Origin of the sequence: Saccharopolyspora sp. NPDC002686, from assembly GCF_040295745.1 — a bacterium.
In the GTDB taxonomy this organism is placed as follows: Bacteria; Actinomycetota; Actinomycetes; order Mycobacteriales; family Pseudonocardiaceae; genus Saccharopolyspora; species Saccharopolyspora oryzae.
In genome coordinates this window covers 1-16,972 of record NZ_JBEOVY010000156.1, presented here as the reverse complement: position 1 = coordinate 16,972, position 16,972 = coordinate 1, and the positions used below count along the sequence as shown (strand labels likewise).

Sequence of the window (16,972 nt, the reverse complement as noted above, 5' to 3'; positions counted from 1 at the left end):
GAGCATGTTGACCGGTGAGTCGGTGCCGGTCGAGGTCGGTCCCGGCGACAACGTCGTGGGTGCGACCGTCAACGCTGGTGGCCGGTTGGTCGTGCGAGCGACCCGGGTCGGCGCGGACACGCAGTTGGCGCAGATGGCCAAGCTGGTGGAGGACGCGCAGACCGGCAAGGCGGCGGTGCAGCGGTTGGCCGACCGGATTTCGGCGGTGTTCGTGCCGATCGTGATCGCGCTTGCCGTCGGAACCCTGGCCTTCTGGCTCGGCACCGGCGGCGGAATCGCCGCCGCCTTCACCGCCGCCGTGGCCGTGCTGATCATCGCGTGCCCGTGCGCACTCGGCCTGGCCACCCCGACCGCGCTGCTGGTGGGAACCGGTCGTGGCGCCCAGCTGGGCATTCTGATCAAGGGACCGGAAGTGCTGGAGTCCACCCGCCGCATCGACACCGTGGTGCTGGACAAGACCGGCACCGTCACCACCGGGCAGATGTCGCTGGTCGACGTCCACACCACCGCTGACACCGACCGCGACGAGGTCCTGCGGATCGCTGGTGCGCTGGAGAACGCCTCCGAGCACCCGATCGCCCAGGCCATCGCCCGCGGCGCGCAGCAACGAGTGGGCGAACTGCCATCGGTCGAGGGCTTCACCAACGTCGAAGGTCTCGGCGTGCAGGGCATCGTCGACGGACACGCCGTGCTCGCCGGCCGGACCGCACTGCTCGAGCAGTGGAGCCAGCACCTGACCCCGGAGCTGGCCGAAGCCAAAACCGCTGCTGAGCAGCAGGGCAAGACCGCGGTCGTGGTCGCCTGGGACGGACAAGCCAGGGCCGTGCTGATGGTGGCCGACACCATCAAACCCACCTCGACGGAAGCCATTTCGCAGCTGCGTGGGCTTGGTTTGACTCCGGTGTTGTTGACCGGGGACAACGAGGCCGTGGCCCGCTCGGTGGCCGCCGAGGTCGGCATCGACGAGGTCATCGCCGAAGTCCTGCCCAAGGACAAGGTCGAGGTCGTCACGCGGTTGCAGGCCGAGGGCAAGGTGGTGGCGATGGTCGGTGACGGTGTCAACGACGCCGCCGCTTTGGCCCAGGCCGACCTCGGGTTGGCGATGGGCACCGGCACCGATGTGGCGATCGAGGCCAGCGATCTGACCCTGGTCCGCGGGGACCTGCGGGCCGCGGCGGATGCGATCCGGTTGTCCCGCCGGACCCTGCGCACGATCAAGGGCAACCTGTTCTGGGCCTTCGCCTACAACATCGCCGCCCTGCCGCTGGCCGCGGCCGGACTGCTCAACCCGATGATCGCCGGAGCCGCCATGGCCTTCAGCTCGGTGTTCGTGGTCTCCAACAGCCTCCGCCTGCGCACCTTCCGCAGCACAGCAGGCACCGCGGGCACCTCGGTCGAACCGGCCGCCGAGCACCGCGAGCCGGTGGCCGCATAACGCAGCAACCGAACCGGAACGGGCTATCGCGCAATGCGGTAGCCCGTTCCGCGTTCTCCCGGTCGGCTCCGGCGCGCTATTCCATCCCGCGCACCTCCTCCGGTGTGGTCCCGCGCAGCTCCCCGTCCAGCAGGAGCCACCTCGTGACACCGATCGACTCGAGGAACGGCACATCGTGACTGGCCACGATCAACGCCCCTCCGTAGGACTCCAAAGCCGTGACCAGCTGCCGCGCGCTCGCCATGTCCAGGTTGTTCGTCGGCTCGTCCAGCATGAGCAGCTGCGGCGCGGGCTCGGCGAGCACGAGAGCGGCGAGGGTCGCGCGGAACCGCTCGCCACCGGAGAGCGTCGACACCTGCTTGTCGGCCCGATCCCCGGTGAACAGGAACCGGGCCAACCGCGCCCGGATCTGGTTGTTGGTCGAGCCGGGCGCGAACCGCGCCACGTTCTCCGCGACGGTCAACCCCTCGTCCAGCACATCGAGCCGTTGCGGCAAGAACCGCAGCGGGACGTGGACGACCGCATCCCCTTCCAGCGGTTCCAGCTCCCCGGCGATCGTGCGCAGCAACGTCGTCTTGCCGGCACCGTTGCGACCGACGAGCGCGATCCGTTCCGCCCCGTGCAGGTCCAGCCCTCCCGGCACCCGTGCCCCGTACCGCAAGCGCAGGTCGCGCAGGGCCAGAACAGCTCGTCCCGGCGGCACCGCAGTTCGCGGGAGGTCGACCCGGATCTCGTCGTCATCGCGCACCGCCTCCGCCGCCTCGACCAGCCGTTCCCGGGCCTCGGCGAGCTTCGTCTCGTGCATGATGCGGTGCTTGCCCGCCGACACCTGGGCATCGCGCTTGCGCTGGCCCATCACCACCTTCGGTTCGCGCTTGGTGTCCCACATCTTCTGGCCGTACCGCTTGCGGCGGGCCAGCTTGACGTGGGCGTCGGCGAGCTCGCGCTTCTGCTTGCGCAGATCGGTTTCGGCGACCCGCACCATCCGCTGCGCCGCCTCCTGCTCGACCGCGACCGCTTCCTCGTAAGCGGCCAGATCACCTCCGTACCAGTGGATCTCGCCGTCCCGGAGGTCGGCGATCTGGTCCACCTCGGCCAGCAGTTCGCGGTCGTGGCTGACCACGACCAGCACCCCGGTCCACCCGGCGACCGCTGCGCACAGCCGCCGCCGGGCGGGCAGGTCGAGGTTGTTCGTCGGCTCGTCGAGCAGCAGGACGTCCGGCCGGGCCAGCATCAGCGCGGCCAGCCGCAACAGCACTGACTCGCCACCGGAGACCTCGCCGATCGTCCGGTCGAGACCGATGTGCCCCAGCCCGAGACCGGCGAGCACCGCCGACGCGCGCTCTTCGACGTCCCAGTCCTCGCCGATCGCGGTGAAGTGCTCCTCACCGACCTCACCTGCACCGATCGCGTGCAGCGCGGCGCGGATCCCGGCGATGCCCAGGACCTCGTCGACGCGCAACGCGGTGTCGAGCGCGACGTTCTGCGGCAGGTAACCGACTTCGCCGGCCACCCGGAGCACGCCGCCGGTAGCGGTCAGCTCACCGGCGAGCAGCTTGAGCAGCGTGGACTTGCCCGAGCCGTTGAGCCCGATGAGCCCGGTGCGGCCGGGGCCGAACGCCGCTTGGAGACCGTTGAAGACGCGGCCGCCGTCCGGCCACTCGAATTCGAGCCCGACGCAGCTGATGCCTGCGACGACGGGCGCATGCGGGGATGGTGACATGAGGACCTCCCGGAGTCCGGATCGAACGGTGCGGGGCACGTTCGAGACGCCGCGAGCGACAGCGGTGCAGCGGAGGTCGATACCCGAAGACGAGTGGGAAGACGGCTCACAGCGCAGAGGTCGCTACCGCATCGGGCTCGGCACGAGCCACGACACACGGCATCTCAGGACCTCAGATGAACAACGTCCTTCTCCAACACGACGGCAACAGAAGCCCGGCCAAGTTACCGCTGCCCTGGAAGGGGCGTCAAACGATTAAAACCGCGAGCGGTCACCAGTAATCGTGCCGCTTCCCGTCGGTGTCGGCGACGAAGATGACCGCATCGGCACCGTCCAAGTCAGCCGGGGTGAGCGGGATGTGGCCTTGCACGATCGGTTCGCCCGCGCCGATCGACGAGGCGAGCGCGGCGCGGAGAGCCGGTGCCGGGAACAGCGCACGCCGCGTGGTCGCCTCGGCCAGCACGCCCTGGAGGGTGTCCGGATCGCTGTTGGGGTTGGCGTCAGTCGCCACGAACACGTACCGCTCGCCCAGCGCGATTCCCACCAGCGAGCCGGCGCTCCCCCAGCTCACGTCGTGCTCGCCGACCGGCATCCGGGACTGCCCCGGCTGGAGGTGCACGTTGTGCGCGAACACCAGGGTCGGTCCGCGTTGCTGCTCCTCAGCCGCGATCGCGATCAGGTTCTCGGCCATCATCTCGGCGCGCAAGGCGAGCAATGCCCCGATGCGATCAGGACCGGAACCGGCCATCGCCGCGTGATACCGCAGCAGGCCGAGTGCGGTGCGCGCGTGCGCCAGGGCGTGGTCGTAGCCGGCCGGATCGGCGGGGCGCAGCGCTGGTGCCGCTCGGCGCAGCGCGCTGGCGAGGTCGTCGGCGACGACGCGCAGGGCACGGGCGCGATCCGAGCCGCCGACGGACGCTGCCGGGTCGTACATGGCCGCCTCGTTCGTCCAGTCCGCCTCCTCGCCGAGCAGCGCGTCCAGGTCACCGACCGACTCCGGCCGCAGCGCCGCGGGCAGGTACTCGCTGACCGAGGTCAGCGCACGTCGCGGGCTCGGCGCAGCGGCGAACTCCACCGGCGCGTCGAAGCCGTGGAAGCGGACCCGGTCCTGCGGTGCGCGGTCGGCGTTGTGCGCGCGGAGCCATTCGACGAGCTCGCGGTTGCCCGGCACGGCACCGAAGCGGTGGCTGAACCCGGTCGCCAGCACGTCGTCGATGTCCGCCGCAGCCCCGTTCACGTAGTCGTCGACGGCGGACGCGGCGAAGATGTCGGTCTCGAGCGCGATCGATCGGTATCCGCGTTCGACCAGGAGGCCCAGGATCTCGTTGCGCAGCAACGGGAACGCCTCGATCCCGTGAGTCGGCTCGCCGAGGCCGAGCAGGACCGGCGGCTCCGCCCTCGCGGCGAGCAGCTCGTCGAGGACCCGTCCCAGGTCCGCCGGGTCGTCGAGTTGGCGGGCAATGGCGCGCGCAGATGCGGCAGCAGGCATGAACAACCCCTTCTCGAAGGAACTGCTCTTCAACGTATCGTTGAACACTCGGGTGAAACTTGGTCAACACCTACCTGGAAGATCCGAGCTCAACCCTCAATCGGAGGTGCAAGCTGCGACCCATCGACCTGGCCCGGGAGCACGGGTTGTCCGCGCAGGCGATCCGCAACTACGAGGACGCCGGGGTCTTCCCACCGACCGAACGCAGCGAGACCGGGTACCGGCGCTACACGGCCCTGCACGCCCAGGCCCTCCGCGCCTTCCTCGCCTTGCGCGCCGGGCACGGGCACCAGCAGGCGGTGGAGATCATGCGCGCGACCAACCGCGGCGACACCGAATCCGCCTACCGGCTCATCGACTCCGCCCACGTCGCGCTGCTCACCGAACGCGACACCCGCGCCGAAGTCGCGACGGCCCTGGATGTTCTGTCCACCACGACACCGACGCCGCTCACCGGACAACCGCTGACCGTCGGCGAACTCGCGCGTCGGCTCGACCTGCACCCGGCGACGCTGCGCACCTGGGAGACCGGGGGAATCCTGCGCCCCGAACGCAATCCCGCCACCGGCTACCGCGAATACGGACCGGACTGCGTGCGCGACGCCGAGATCGCGCGGCAGCTGCGCCGAGGCGGCTACCTGCTGCACCAGATCGCGCAGTTCATCGATTCGCTGCGCGAGGCCGGGGGGACCGAAGCGCTGAGCACCTTCCTCGACTCCTGGCAGGACCGGCTGACCACGCGCAGCCGCAACCTCCTGGCCGGCGCAGCCCAGCTCGACGCCTACCTCACCGCGCTCGACAGGAAGCAGTCGCGGTGACCGGCCGCCGCCATTCGGGGCATCCTCGTGCCGCCCGTTCGGTCGCCCCTCCTCGAAGGGGATTCGAGCGGTTACCGTGTGCGACATGCATCAGAACTCCCGGGATGCGGAGCTGGCGGCCAAGGTCTCGCACGCGGACCTCGACAACCCCAACATCGCCCGCATGTACGACTACCTGCTCGGCGGTTCGGCGAACTTCGCCATCGACCGCGAAACGGCGGAGAAGGCGCTGGAGTTCGCCCCGACGGAGCGCGACTACTGCTACATCAACCGCGGGTTCCTCGGCCGCGCGGTGCGCTTCCTGACCGTCGAGGCGGGGATCGACCAGTTCATCGACCTGGGATCCGGCGTGCCGACGGTCGGCAACGTCCACGAGATCGCCCAAGCGCACAACCCGGAAGCGCGCGTGGCGTACGTGGACTGGGAGGCCGTCGCCTGCCACCACGCCCGGCACCTGCTCGGCCACGACGAGCGGGTCACGGTCACCGAAGCGGACGTCTGCGACGTCGACGCGGTGCTCAACTCCCCCACCGTCACCGGACTGCTGGACTTCTCCCGACCGGTCGCGGTGCTGGCCTTCGGCATCCTCGACATCATCCCGAGCCCCGACGGCGCGTCGCTGGTCGCCCGCTACCGGGACGCCTGCGTGCCGGGCAGCGCGCTGGCGGTCTCCAACAACGCCCAGCTGAGCCGCACCGACCAGGAGATCGCCGAGCTCCGCGAACTGCTCGCCTCGACTTCGACGCCGCAGATGCACATCCGCAACGCCGATGAGGTCGCCGCGCTCTTCCCCGGCTACACGCTGGTCGAACCGGGTGTGGTGCCCGCGGCGTACTGGCGCCCGGACCAGCCCGTCGACGACGCGGCAGCGCGCCGCGGGAACGTCCTGGGCGCGGTCGGCTTCCTCGACGGAAAGCCCACCGGCTGAGCGAGTGCACAGTGGACTGAACGACGAGAGCGGCGAGGGAGGTTCAATCCCTCGCCGCTCTCGCGTTGCCAGTCCTACTTCGCCAGGCCGCGCTCGATGGCGGCGATGATGTCCGGCCGCAGCCGCTCCGGCTGGACGATCGCGTCCACCGATCCGACCTCGACCGCGCGCTGGATGCTGTGCACCGAGTCGAACTCCGCGGCCACCTCGCCGAGCTTCTCGGCCCGCACCGACGACCGCAGCTCCGCCAGCTCGTCGGCCAGCGTGACGCGCTCGACGTCGGTGGCCTCCGAGACCCGGGCCTCCAGCTCCTGCACCCGCGGGTCCTTCGCGGTGCGCGCGTTCACCTCACCGGCGAAGACCACGGCCGCCGCCGGAGCACCGCCGATGACCGAGGCGAACGAGCCGTCCACCGCCAGCACCGTCATGTTCGGGTTCAGCGCCTTGGAGAACACCACGAACGCACCGCCGTGGTAGCGCGAGATCACGCAGAACACGATCGGGCCCTCGAAGTTGACCACCGCGCGGCCGATCTCGGCGCCGTACTCCAGCTGCAGCTTGCGCATCGACTCCGGCGAGCCGTCGAAGCCGGACAGGTTCGCCAGCACCACCAGCGGGCGGTTGCCGCTGGCCGCGTTGATCGCGCGCGCCACCTTCTTCGACGACCGCGGGAACAGCGTGCCGGAGGTGTAGGTGTCCGGGCCGTCGGTGGGCGGGAAGCCCCGGCGCGGCACCGAACGCGACTCGATCCCGACCAAGCAGACCGGCAGGCCACCGAGGTGCACGTCCTGCACGACGGCGGTCTCCGCGTCGGCCATACCCGCCCAGCGCTCCAGCACCGCGTGGTCCTGGTCGGCGATGGCGCGCATCACCGTCCGGATGTCGAACGGCTTCTTGCGGTCCGGGTTGGTCGCCGCCGAGAAGATCTCGCCGACAGTGGTGAAGTCGCTTCCGACCACGGCGTGCGGGAAGTCCGAGATGTCGCGGTCGACCGGGTCGGACGTGCGGGCCCGGCGCGGCGCGGACTCGCCCGGCACGACGTAGGTGTGGTCGTAGTGCCCCATCAGCACCCGCCGGGCACCGGCGAGGTCGGCCGCCCAGTACTGGGCCTGCCCGTTCGGGCCCATCACCCGGTCGTAGCCGCCGATGCCGAAGTTGTCCTCCGCCGACACGCCACCGGAGAAGTCCAGCGACTGCTTGCCGGTGAGCACCATCGCCGAATCCGGCGTCATCACCAGGATTCCCTTGGTGTGCATCAGCATCGTGGCCTCGGCGTTCCAGTAGGGCTGGGCGCCCACGTTGATGCCGGCCACCACGACGTTGATCTCACCGCCGTCCTGGGTGAAGTGCACGATCCGCTTCAGCGCCGCGGCCACCCAGTCCATGTTCTCGGTGCCGGAGTCCATCGAGATCCGGGCACCCGCCGACAGCGCGTACCACTCCACCGGGACGCCTTCGCGCTCGGCGAGGTCCAGGGCGGCGATCACCCGCGAGCACTCCGGTTCGGACAGCGCGCCGAGCGCCTTGGTCGGGTCGCCGAGCAGCACGACCCGCTTGACGCCCTCCGGGTAGCGCTCGGTCGGGGTGCTGGCCACGCCGAGCACGATGCCGGACTTGTTCAGGCCCTTCGGGCGGTCGACCGGGGCCAGAGCGCCGGTGTCGTCCAGGTCGTACTCGACGAACGTGCCGCTGGAACCGGCCACCACGTCGATCAGCTCGTACGGGTAGACGTTCCCGCGCCGCCGGGCGCGCAGCACCTTCTGGCCGTAGTCGTCCAGCGGCTGGATCGGCTCGGTCGGCGGTTCGGCCATCTCGACCTGCAGACCGGCGCCGCCGTAGGACAGCCGCAGCGCGACTTCGCTGAGCTCGCCGGTCTCCTGGTCCCGCCGTCGACCGAGGTAGAGGACCTCCTCCAGCCCGGCGCCCGCGGTCCGCGGCGCCACGCGCGCCACCACCGCGTCGAGGGCTTCCCGGGAGATGTCGATCGACGGCCACACGTAGAGCACGATCCGGTTGGCGTCGAGCCGCTTCTTGGCCGGGCGCTGAGCCTGGACCCGGCGGATCGCGTCCAGGCAGGCGTCCAGCACCGCTTCGGCAGCCGGCAGGGCCGCGACCCGGCCGTCGGAATCGCGCAGCGGCGTCAGGTCGCGGATCTGCGCCATCGCGACGAGGCGCTCGTCGGCCGGGTTCTCCGGCGCGACGCAGCGGAACAGGTGCACGTCCTCGTCCGCCGACGGGAGCCGGGTGATGTCGAAGTTCTCCAGCCGGTGCAGCTGCAGCCGCTGGCCGACCAGCGGGTGCAGGCCGCGGATGATGCGCTCCTCGACCAGCCCGTCCTCGCTCGGGCGGAAGGTGAAGTGGTGGTGCATCGCCGAACCGCGGCGCCCCGCCACCGAAGTCGTGACGCGCCGCAGGCTGCTCGGCAGCGGCAGTCCGGCCAGGGCACCGCGCAGCGCCTCGGCGGCCGCGTCGGCGTCCGCGGGCTGGTCGTCCCAGGTCAGGTAGATGTCCGCGACCAGCTCGGCAGCACCGTTGGCCGCCTCGGCGACGGCGCGGACCGCTTCACCGAGGTCGGCGAACTCGGCGGCCGTGGCGACCAGCTGCAGGCGCTGACCGTCCAGGTCGTACTCGGCGGTGACCAGCGAGCGGTCCCCGATCCGCCGGCACTGGACGTCCTCCAACGCCCGGTCCCGGTAGTAGCGCCGGCTGAGCACCTCCAGCAGCGGCCCGTGGTCCGAGCCGTTGCGACCGATCCGCTGGCCGAGCAGGCGCACCAGCGGTTCCGGGCTGGCGACCATGGCGGCGATCCGCTCCGCGCGGTCCGCGGCGTCCGGGTGCTCGTCGAGGTAGCGCAGGTGTCCGCGCACGTCGGCGTAGACCTCGGCGCGGGTGCGGCGCAGCATCGGCTGGGCGAACCAGCGGAACACCACGTTGCGGGCGAGGTCGCCGACGACCGGGAAGCGCACCTGGGTCGCCACGATCAGGTGTTCCAGGGCGTGGCCCACGGTCTCGCGCACCGATGCCGGCGGCACCGGCTCGGACAGCCACTGCTTCAGCAGCTTGGTCACCACGACCACGTCGGAGGCGGCCCGCTGCTGGGCCAGGAAGATGCGGAAGACCGCGTCCTCCAGCGCCGGGGTCCGGTCCAGTTCCTTGACCCCGTAGTGCCCGACGACGCGGGTGAGGCGGTTCTGGAAGGTCTCCGGCAGCCCGGCCCGTTCGACGTCGAGGCTCTGCAGGTAGGTGTGGAAGAACTCGCGCGGGCTGTGCACCTGCACGTCAGCGGTGGAGTCCTGCGCGGCGGGCTTGTTCCGGCTCAGCTCCGAGAGGTCGGCGAAGACCCACAGCAGGTCGACCTCGCCGGCCAGCGGCCGGTCCCCGTCCTCGGTCACCTCGGCGCGGGCGGCGAGGTAGTCGGCGAGCACGCGCTGCTGGTCGTGCGGGTCGACGTCGAACCCGAGCAGGCGGCTGCGCAGATCCTGCAGCCCGCGCTGCACGCGGTCGCGCGCCGAGACACCGGTTGGCTCGGCGGGCAGCTCGACCTCCGCGGCGGCGCTGTCCGAGCTGGCGGACTCGTCGCCGTCCTCGCTGATCGGCTCGAGGCGCAGCAGCGGAGCGCCGGTCTCCACCTGGCTGCCGATCGAGACCAGGCATTCGCGCAGCTTGGCGCGGAACGGTGCACGAAGCACCGTCTCCATCTTCATGGCCTCCAGGACGAGCACCGGTGCCCCGGCCTCGACCTCGTCGCCGACCTCCAGCGGGGTGGCGACCACGAGCGCGGGCGACTGCGAGCGCAGCACGCCGCCCTCGTCGCGGCTGATCCGATGCGTCACGCCGTCCACCTCGACCAGGTGGATGGGCCCGTGCGTGCTGGTGACCAGCCGGAACCGCTGCCCGTTGACGACCAGCTGGCCGGTGGCGGCGTCGAACCGCTCGAGCTCGGCGTCGACCATGCGCACGTCGTCGCCGTTGGCGAAGCCGACGCGGTAGCGCTGCGGGCCGACCTGGGCGACCAGCACCCGGTAGCCGACGCCGCGCAGCTTGAGGTCGATCGCGCGGCCGCCCTCGTGCTGGACCTGCGGTCGCCCGCCGTGCGCGGTGGACAGCAGCCGCTGGCGCTCCACCTGCGCCTCGTCCTCGTAGGCCTCGATGGCCGCCGCGGCCAGCGCGATCCCGGAGCCGCTGTCGCAGACCAGGCGGCCCTCGTCGCGGACCCGGTCGATCCAGCCGGTGTCGGCGCTGCCGTCGACGACCTCGGGTTCGTCGAGCAGGTCGAGCAGGAAGCTCTTGTTGGTGGTGCCGCCCTCGATGATCACGGTGGTCTGGGCGAGCGCGCGCCGCAGGCGACCGAGCGCCTCGTCGCGGTTGCGGCCGTAGGCGATGATCTTGGCGATCATCGAGTCGAAGTCGGCGGGGATGGTGTCGCCCTCGCTGACGCCGGTGTCGACCCGGATGCCGGGACCGGCGGGCAGGTCGAGCAGGGAGATCCGGCCGGGCGCGGGCGCGAAGTCGCGGTCCGGGTCCTCGGCGTTGAGCCGCGCCTCGACCGCGTGCCCGATCTCGGCCGGGGCCGCGCCCTCGAGCTTGCCGCCCGACGCCACGTGCAGCTGGGCCTTGACCAGGTCCATGCCGGTGGTGGCCTCGGTGATCGGGTGCTCCACCTGCAGCCGGGTGTTGACCTCGAGGAACGCGAACAGCTCCTCGGCCGGCTGGTACAGGAACTCGACGGTCCCGGCACCGCGGTAATCGGCGGCCAGCGCCAGCCGCTCGGCGGCAGCCTTGAGCTCGCGCACCTGCTCGGCACCGAGCACCGGCGAAGCCGACTCCTCGATGATCTTCTGGTTGCGGCGCTGCACCGAGCAGTCCCGCACGCCCAGCGCCCAGGCCGTGCCCTGTCCGTCGGCGATCACCTGGACCTCGACGTGCCGGGCGCCGGTGACCAACCGCTCGAGGAACAGCACACCGCTGCCGAAGGCGCGCTCGGCTTCGAGGCTGGTGCGTTCGTAGGCCTCCTCCAACTCCGCTGCGGAGTGGATGACCCGGATACCGCGCCCGCCACCACCGGCGGTCGCCTTGAGCATCAGCGGGAAGCCGATCTCCTCGGCCGCCTTCAGCGCACCGTCGAGGCTCTCGACGGCCCCGCGGCTCCAGGGCGCCACCGGAACCCCGGCCTCCTCGGCGAGCAGCTTCGCCCCGATCTTGTCACCGAGCCGGCGCATCGCCTCCGGGCTCGGGCCGATGAAGGTCACGCCCAGCTTCTCGCAGAGCTCGGCGAACGCGGGGTCCTCGGCCACGAAGCCCCAGCCGACCCACACCGCGTCGACGCCGGTCTCGCGCAGGGCGCGTTCCAGCACGTCGAGGTCCAGGTAGGGGCGCGCGGACGCCGGGCCGAGCAGGTAGCTGACATCCGCCTCTCGCACGAAGGTGGAGGTGGCGTCCACGTCGGTGTGGAGCGCGACCGTCTCGATCCGCGCCGAGCCCTCGGCGTTGACCTCCCGGACGGCGTGGATCAGCCGCACAGCGGCCTCTCCCCTGTTCACGATGGCGATACGACTGAACACCGAGCCTCACATCTTCTGCGCACGAGAAAGGCGACGGCCCCCGGGTGCGGAAACGTCGCCGAACGTGACCTCAACATTGCCTCATAGCGCCCGGCAGCGTGAGGAGCGGCGCGCCAGCATTCAAGACCAAGATTTGTAGGGTCTCACCAAAAGCCCCCGCCCCGGGCCCACTCCGGCCCGCCCGACGCCCCAGCGCACCACCCGAGCCGCACCGCCTGCAACCACCAGGCCACACAGGGAGATCAACCGCGGCTCAGCGGGTCCGCCGGCCTCGGGAGATCCTGCTGCCGGTACCACGCGCCCCACTCCTCGAGCCGGTGGATGACGTCCTCCAGGGTCTTCCCGATCGCGGTCAGGCTGTACTCCACCTTGGGCGGGACCTGCGGGTACACCGTGCGGAGCACGATCCCGTCGGCTTCGAGCTCGCGCAGCTGGCGGGTCAGCATCCGCTGGGTGACCGACGGCAGCGCCCGCCGGAGCTCGCCGAACCGGTGCGGCCCGGCGGTGAGGTGCTTGAGGATGGCCATCTTCCACTTGCCCCCGACCACCTCCATCGCCGCCTCGACGGTGCAGTACTCGGGCATCTCCGAAACGCTTTCCCGCACGAGATCATCTCCCCTCGGTATACAAATCGACACTACGGCACTTCAAAGACCGTACTTGTTCCACCGCATGCGTGGAGCACATGATCGTTCCGCAGCTCGGGAACACGGCTGCTGCTCACCGAAACGAGGAACGAGATGTCGATTCACCCCGCCCTGACGCCGGTTCGAATCGGCGGCACCGAGCTGCCCAACCGCGCGGTCGTCGCCCCGATGTCCAGGGTCAGCACCGCCGGTGACGGGGTGCCCACCGCGCTGATGGCCGACTACTACCGGGAGTTCGCGCTCGGCGGATTCGGGCTGATCACCACCGAGGGCACCTACACCGACCAGCAGCACAGCCAGGCCTACCCGGACCAGCCGGGCCTGACGTCCGAGGCGCACGCCGCGGGCTGGCGCGAAGTCGTGCGCGCCGTGCACGACGCCGGGGGCCGGATCGCGCTGCAGCTCATGCACGCGGGCGCCCTGTCGCAGCTCGACCGGCCGACGATCGCTCCTTCGGCGGTCGCACCCAAGGGCGCGAAGATGCCTGCCTACGGCGGCGGGGCCGGACCGTTCCGGATTCCGGCGGAGGCCACCGAGGCGGAGATCGACCAGGCCGTCGCCGGTTTCGCCGCGACCGCCGCCCGGGCGCGCGAGGTCGGGTTCGACGCAGTGGAGGTGCACGGCGCGAACGGCTACCTCGTCGACCAGTTCCTCACCGCGTACACCAACCTCCGCGATGACAGCTTCGGCGGCTCGGTGGCGAACCGCGCGCACTTCGCCGCCGAGGTGCTCCGAGCGGTCCGCGCCGCCGTGGGACCCGATTTCCCGGTGGGCGTCCGGCTGTCGCAAACCAAGGTCAACGACTTCGACCACCGATGGGCGGGTGGCACCGGCGACGCCGAGGTGATCTTCCGCGCGGTGGCCGCGGCGGGCACCGACTACCTCCACCTGGCCAGCGAGGGCCGGGACTGGGCGGAGAGCGCTCAGCTCGCCCCGGGCGTGACGATCACCCGGCTTGCCAAGGAGATCACTGGGCTGCCCGTGATCGCCAACGGCGGGATGCACGTGCCCGCGCTGGCGGAATCGCTGCTCACCGGCGGCGAAGCGGACCTGGTCGCGCTGGGGCGCGGTGCGCTGGCCAACCCCGACTGGCCCCGCGTGCTGGCCGGCGGTGGCCCGCTCCGCGAGTTCGACCGCGCGATGCTCACCCCGGACGTCACCCTCGCCGGCCAGGCCGTCCCGCGCTGATCACCGGCCAGTCCGCCTCCCGGTCGCAGGAGGCGGACTGATCTCGTCACCGGTCGCGGAGTGCGAGCCAGGACGCCACGGCCATCGCCAGCAGCAGGCCGCCACCCAAGGCGACAGCGGCGGTGAAGCCGTTGCCGAAGGCGGTCACCGCCGCTGATCGCAGCGCCGCCCCGGCCTGCCCGCCCAGTCCCGCCGCGATCTTCACCGCCGCGCCGAGCGAGTTCCGCGCTTCCGCGAGCTGCGCGGGTCCCACTCCCGCGACCGGCTCAAGGGCGTTCCGGTAGAGCACGCTCAACGCCGTGCCGAGGACGACGATGCCCAGCCCGGATCCCAGTTCGAACGACGTCTCCTGGATCGCACCCGCCGCACCGGCCCGCCTCGGGTCCGCCGCCGACGTGATCGCGTCCGCGCCGAGCGTCATCACCACGCCGGCGCCCAGCCCGCTTGCCGACAGCAACCCGACGAAGACGCCGTACCCGCTGCCGGTACCGGCCAGCGCGAGGCCGAACATCGAACCCGCGAAGACGAGCAGCGCGAGGGTGATAGCGACGCGGTCGGTCAGCGCCGCCGCCACCTTCGGCGCGAAGACCGCACCGAGGGCGTTCGCCACCGCCATCGGGAGCAGAGCCGCCCCGGCCAGCAGCGGCGAGTAGTCCGAGACGAGCTGGAAGTGCTGCGTGGCGAAGAACATCAACGCGATGTAGCCGGCGAAGCTGGCCAGGATCGCCCCGGTGGCGACCGAGAACTTCCGGTCGGCGAACAGCGACAGGTCCAGCAGCGGTTCCCGGATCCTGCGCTGCCGCACCACGAACGCGATGAGCAGCCCTGCCGCTGCCACGCCGACGACGAGGCGCGGTGGCGAAACCGAGCCGTGCTCGCCGATCTGCTTCAACGCGTACACCAGCCCGCCCAGTCCGAAGACCGACATCGCGGCGCTGAGCGCGTCCCACCGGCGCCACGTCGCGTCCTGGGATTCCGGCACGACGACCGCACCCACGACCAGCGCGACGATCACGATCGGCACGTTGACCAGGAACACCGATCCCCACCAGAAGTGCTCCAGCAGGAAACCGGCCGCGATCGGCCCGATGGCCGCGCCCGCGCTGTGGCAGGCCGACCACACGCCGATCGCGAACACGCGCTCCCGGGCGTCGGGGAAGGTGATGCGGATGATGGCCACCGTGGCGGCGGCGATCATGGCCGCACCGAAGCCGAGCGCGGCGCGGAAGCAGATCAGCACCACCGGGCTGGTGGCGAACGCCGCACCGACCGACGCCGCCCCGAACACGGCGAAACCGCCGAGCAGGACCTTCTTGCGACCGATGCGATCGCTCAGCGTCCCGCAGGTGACGAGGAAGGCCGCCACCGTCAGCGGGTAGCCGTCGACCATCCACAGGAGTTGCGAGGCGCTGGGCATGAAGTGCTGGGACAGCGTGGGCACCGCGACGTGCAGGATCGTGAGGTCCATGCCGACCAGCAGCAGGGTCGTGCAGAGCACCCCGAGCACCAGCCACCTGCGCCGTCCCTGGCCGAGATCTCGTCCGGCGCTCTCCTCGTCATCGGCCTTGGTCCCGCTCCGCTCGAGTTCCACAGCAGGATCGTCGTGGGCTGGTTCAGCTCGGACAAGTACGGAATTCCTTGTGCCATAAGCACATTCCGTATACCGACGAGCTCTATCGAGTCGACTCAGCGGCGGCGATCGAGCGGTGCACGTGCGTGCAGAACTCCTCGGTCGCCGGGTGGGTGGGGGCGCTGGGCCGGACCAGGTGGACGGTGATCGGGGCCGCGTCGGAGATCGGGAGGTAGCGGATGCCCGGGTACGGGTGGCTGTACTCGGTGCCTTCCGCGGTGACTCCCACGGCCTCGCCGGTGGCGATCACGGTCAGCCACTCGTCGACGTTGGCGACGTCGAAGGTGCGGGGGCGGCTGTCCGGCGGCCACAGCGCGGTGCTGGTGGTCGAAGCCGTCGCACACAGGGCGACCGGCCGGTCCGCGAGGTCGCCCAGCTCGACGGATTCCGCGGTGGCCAGCGCGTCGTCGGCCGCCACCGCGGCCAGGCGGCGTTCCCGGAAGAGCGGGAGCGCGTGGAACTCCGGGCCGGCCGGTGGCCGGGTTCGCAGGAATGCGACGTCGATCTCCGCCCGGCGCAGCGCGGCTTCCGGGTCGTCGCGGCGGTAGGCCCGGGCAGGGGTGTCCGGATGCTCATCGCGCCACTCCTGGAGCAGCGGGATCGTGAACGCACCGAGCGTCGCCCAGGCGAAACCGACGCGCAGCGGGCGGGGCCCTGCCTTGGCCTCGGCCAGGGCGTCGTCCAGCTGGTTCAGCAGTCGGTGGGACCGCTCCCACAACCGATGTCCTGCTTCGGTGAGCGCGAGGTGGCGGGTCGTGCGGTCGACGAGGCGGACGCCGAGCCTGCTCTCCAGCTGTTCGAGGGTGCGCGACAGCGCGGGTTGGGTCACGTGGAGGACCGCCGCGGCGCCGGTGATGGTGCCTTCGTCCCCGATCGCGGCCAGGGCTCTGAGGTGCCGCAACTCCACATTCATGACCGCTGATTATGAACCCCTCCCGAAGAGCATTTCCCTCCCGCCGGATGCGGCCATAGCGTCGATCGCATGCGAATTCTCCTCATCGGGGCGGCGGGCAGGCTCGGAACCGCGGTCGGCGGAGCGCTGGCCGACCGCGGCCACGACGTGCTCGCCGTCGGGCGCACCAGCGGCGACCTGCGCTTCGACATCGCCGACCCAGCCCAGATCACCGCGCTGTACGAGCGGGTCGGGAAGGTGGACGCGGTGGCCAGCGCGGCGGGCGATGTGCCGTACAAGCCGGTCGCCGACATGACGCCCGACGACTACGAGTCCGCGTTCCGCGGCAAGGTGCTCAGCCAGGTCGAACTCGTCCGCCAGGGGCTCGCGCACGTCGCCGAGCGGGGCTCGTTCACGCTCGTCACCGGCGTGCTGTCGCGGGAGCCGATTCCGACCGGCAGCGCCGCGTCGATGGCCAACGGGGCGCTGGACGCCTTCGTGCGCGCTGCGGCGATCGAGATCGCTCCGCAGCGCATCAACGCGGTCAGCGCGACGGTCTTCACCGAAAGCCTCGAGGAGTACGGCGACTTCTTCCCCGGCATCCGCCCGGTCGACGTCGCCGACGTCGCCCAGGCCTACGTCCGCTCCGTCGAAGGCGGCC

Annotated in this window: 11 protein-coding genes; 5 read left to right on the top strand and 6 right to left on the bottom strand. The window is 71.2% G+C overall.

From position 1 onward, the window contains the following. A partial coding sequence (locus ABTZ89_RS20860; protein WP_351047105.1) for a heavy metal translocating P-type ATPase occupies positions 1–1,435 on the top strand: 1,435 nt, incomplete at its 5' end. A 76-nt stretch (positions 1,436–1,511) separates the two neighbouring features. Here ABTZ89_RS20860 and ABTZ89_RS20855 read toward each other — a convergent pair. Further along, positions 1,512–3,158 (bottom strand): ABC-F family ATP-binding cassette domain-containing protein, encoded by a 1,647-nt coding sequence (locus ABTZ89_RS20855; RefSeq protein WP_351047102.1) that lies wholly within the window; start codon positions 3,156–3,158, stop codon positions 1,512–1,514. Positions 3,159–3,429: 271 nt separating this feature from the next. Then, positions 3,430–4,695 carry an erythromycin esterase family protein gene (locus tag ABTZ89_RS20850; RefSeq protein ID WP_351047099.1) on the bottom strand — a complete coding sequence of 422 codons (1,266 nt, stop codon included), beginning with the start codon at positions 4,693–4,695 and terminating at the stop codon, positions 3,430–3,432. A 65-nt stretch (positions 4,696–4,760) separates the two neighbouring features. Between ABTZ89_RS20850 and ABTZ89_RS20845 the strand changes: the two genes are divergently transcribed. Together ABTZ89_RS20845 and ABTZ89_RS20840 are read left to right on the top strand one after the other, a co-directional pair. Then, positions 4,761–5,465 (top strand): MerR family transcriptional regulator, encoded by a 705-nt coding sequence (locus ABTZ89_RS20845; RefSeq protein ID WP_351047108.1) that lies wholly within the window; start codon positions 4,761–4,763, stop codon positions 5,463–5,465. An 85-nt stretch (positions 5,466–5,550) separates the two neighbouring features. Beyond that, complete coding sequence (locus ABTZ89_RS20840; RefSeq protein WP_270949158.1) at positions 5,551–6,393, top strand: SAM-dependent methyltransferase; 843 nt, start codon at positions 5,551–5,553, stop codon at positions 6,391–6,393. A gap of 74 nt (positions 6,394–6,467) precedes the next feature. Here ABTZ89_RS20840 and ABTZ89_RS20835 read toward each other — a convergent pair whose 3' ends face one another. Together ABTZ89_RS20835 and ABTZ89_RS20830 are read right to left on the bottom strand one after the other, a co-directional pair. Next, positions 6,468–11,954 (bottom strand): ATP-binding protein, encoded by a 5,487-nt coding sequence (locus ABTZ89_RS20835; RefSeq protein ID WP_351047096.1) that lies wholly within the window; start codon positions 11,952–11,954, stop codon positions 6,468–6,470. 242 nt (positions 11,955–12,196) lie between these two features. Continuing rightward, entirely contained in the window at positions 12,197–12,538 is a 342-nt protein-coding gene (locus ABTZ89_RS20830; RefSeq protein WP_502949573.1) for a winged helix-turn-helix transcriptional regulator, read from the bottom strand. Positions 12,539–12,694: 156 nt separating this feature from the next. Between ABTZ89_RS20830 and ABTZ89_RS20825 the strand changes: the two genes are divergently transcribed. After that, positions 12,695–13,789: an oxidoreductase gene (locus tag ABTZ89_RS20825; protein WP_351047090.1), complete on the top strand. Its 1,095-nt coding sequence runs from the start codon at positions 12,695–12,697 to the stop codon at positions 13,787–13,789. A gap of 46 nt (positions 13,790–13,835) precedes the next feature. On the opposite strand, the gene ABTZ89_RS20820 is transcribed toward ABTZ89_RS20825, so the two are convergent. Both ABTZ89_RS20820 and ABTZ89_RS20815 read right to left on the bottom strand, forming a co-directional pair. After that, positions 13,836–15,380: an MFS transporter gene (locus tag ABTZ89_RS20820; protein ID WP_351047087.1), complete on the bottom strand. Its 1,545-nt coding sequence runs from the start codon at positions 15,378–15,380 to the stop codon at positions 13,836–13,838. An 82-nt stretch (positions 15,381–15,462) separates the two neighbouring features. Further along, positions 15,463–16,332 carry a LysR family transcriptional regulator gene (locus tag ABTZ89_RS20815; RefSeq protein ID WP_351047084.1) on the bottom strand — a complete coding sequence of 290 codons (870 nt, stop codon included), beginning with the start codon at positions 16,330–16,332 and terminating at the stop codon, positions 15,463–15,465. 69 nt (positions 16,333–16,401) lie between these two features. Here ABTZ89_RS20815 and ABTZ89_RS20810 point away from each other — a divergent pair. Continuing rightward, the coding region (locus ABTZ89_RS20810) for a short chain dehydrogenase (protein ID WP_351047081.1) at positions 16,402–16,972 on the top strand (571 nt) is incomplete at its 3' end.

What these genes read in the sequence shown, in the direction of transcription:
- ABTZ89_RS20855 (WP_351047102.1), bottom strand. Translation starts at nt 3,158, where the DNA reads ATGTCACCATCCCCGCATGCGCCCGTCGTCGCAGGCATCAGCTGCGTC.
- ABTZ89_RS20840 (WP_270949158.1), top strand. Translation starts at nt 5,551, where the DNA reads ATGCATCAGAACTCCCGGGATGCGGAGCTGGCGGCCAAGGTCTCGCAC.
- ABTZ89_RS20830 (WP_502949573.1), bottom strand. Translation starts at nt 12,538, where the DNA reads ATGCCCGAGTACTGCACCGTCGAGGCGGCGATGGAGGTGGTCGGGGGC.
- ABTZ89_RS20825 (WP_351047090.1), top strand. Translation starts at nt 12,695, where the DNA reads ATGTCGATTCACCCCGCCCTGACGCCGGTTCGAATCGGCGGCACCGAG.
- ABTZ89_RS20815 (WP_351047084.1), bottom strand. Translation starts at nt 16,332, where the DNA reads ATGAATGTGGAGTTGCGGCACCTCAGAGCCCTGGCCGCGATCGGGGAC.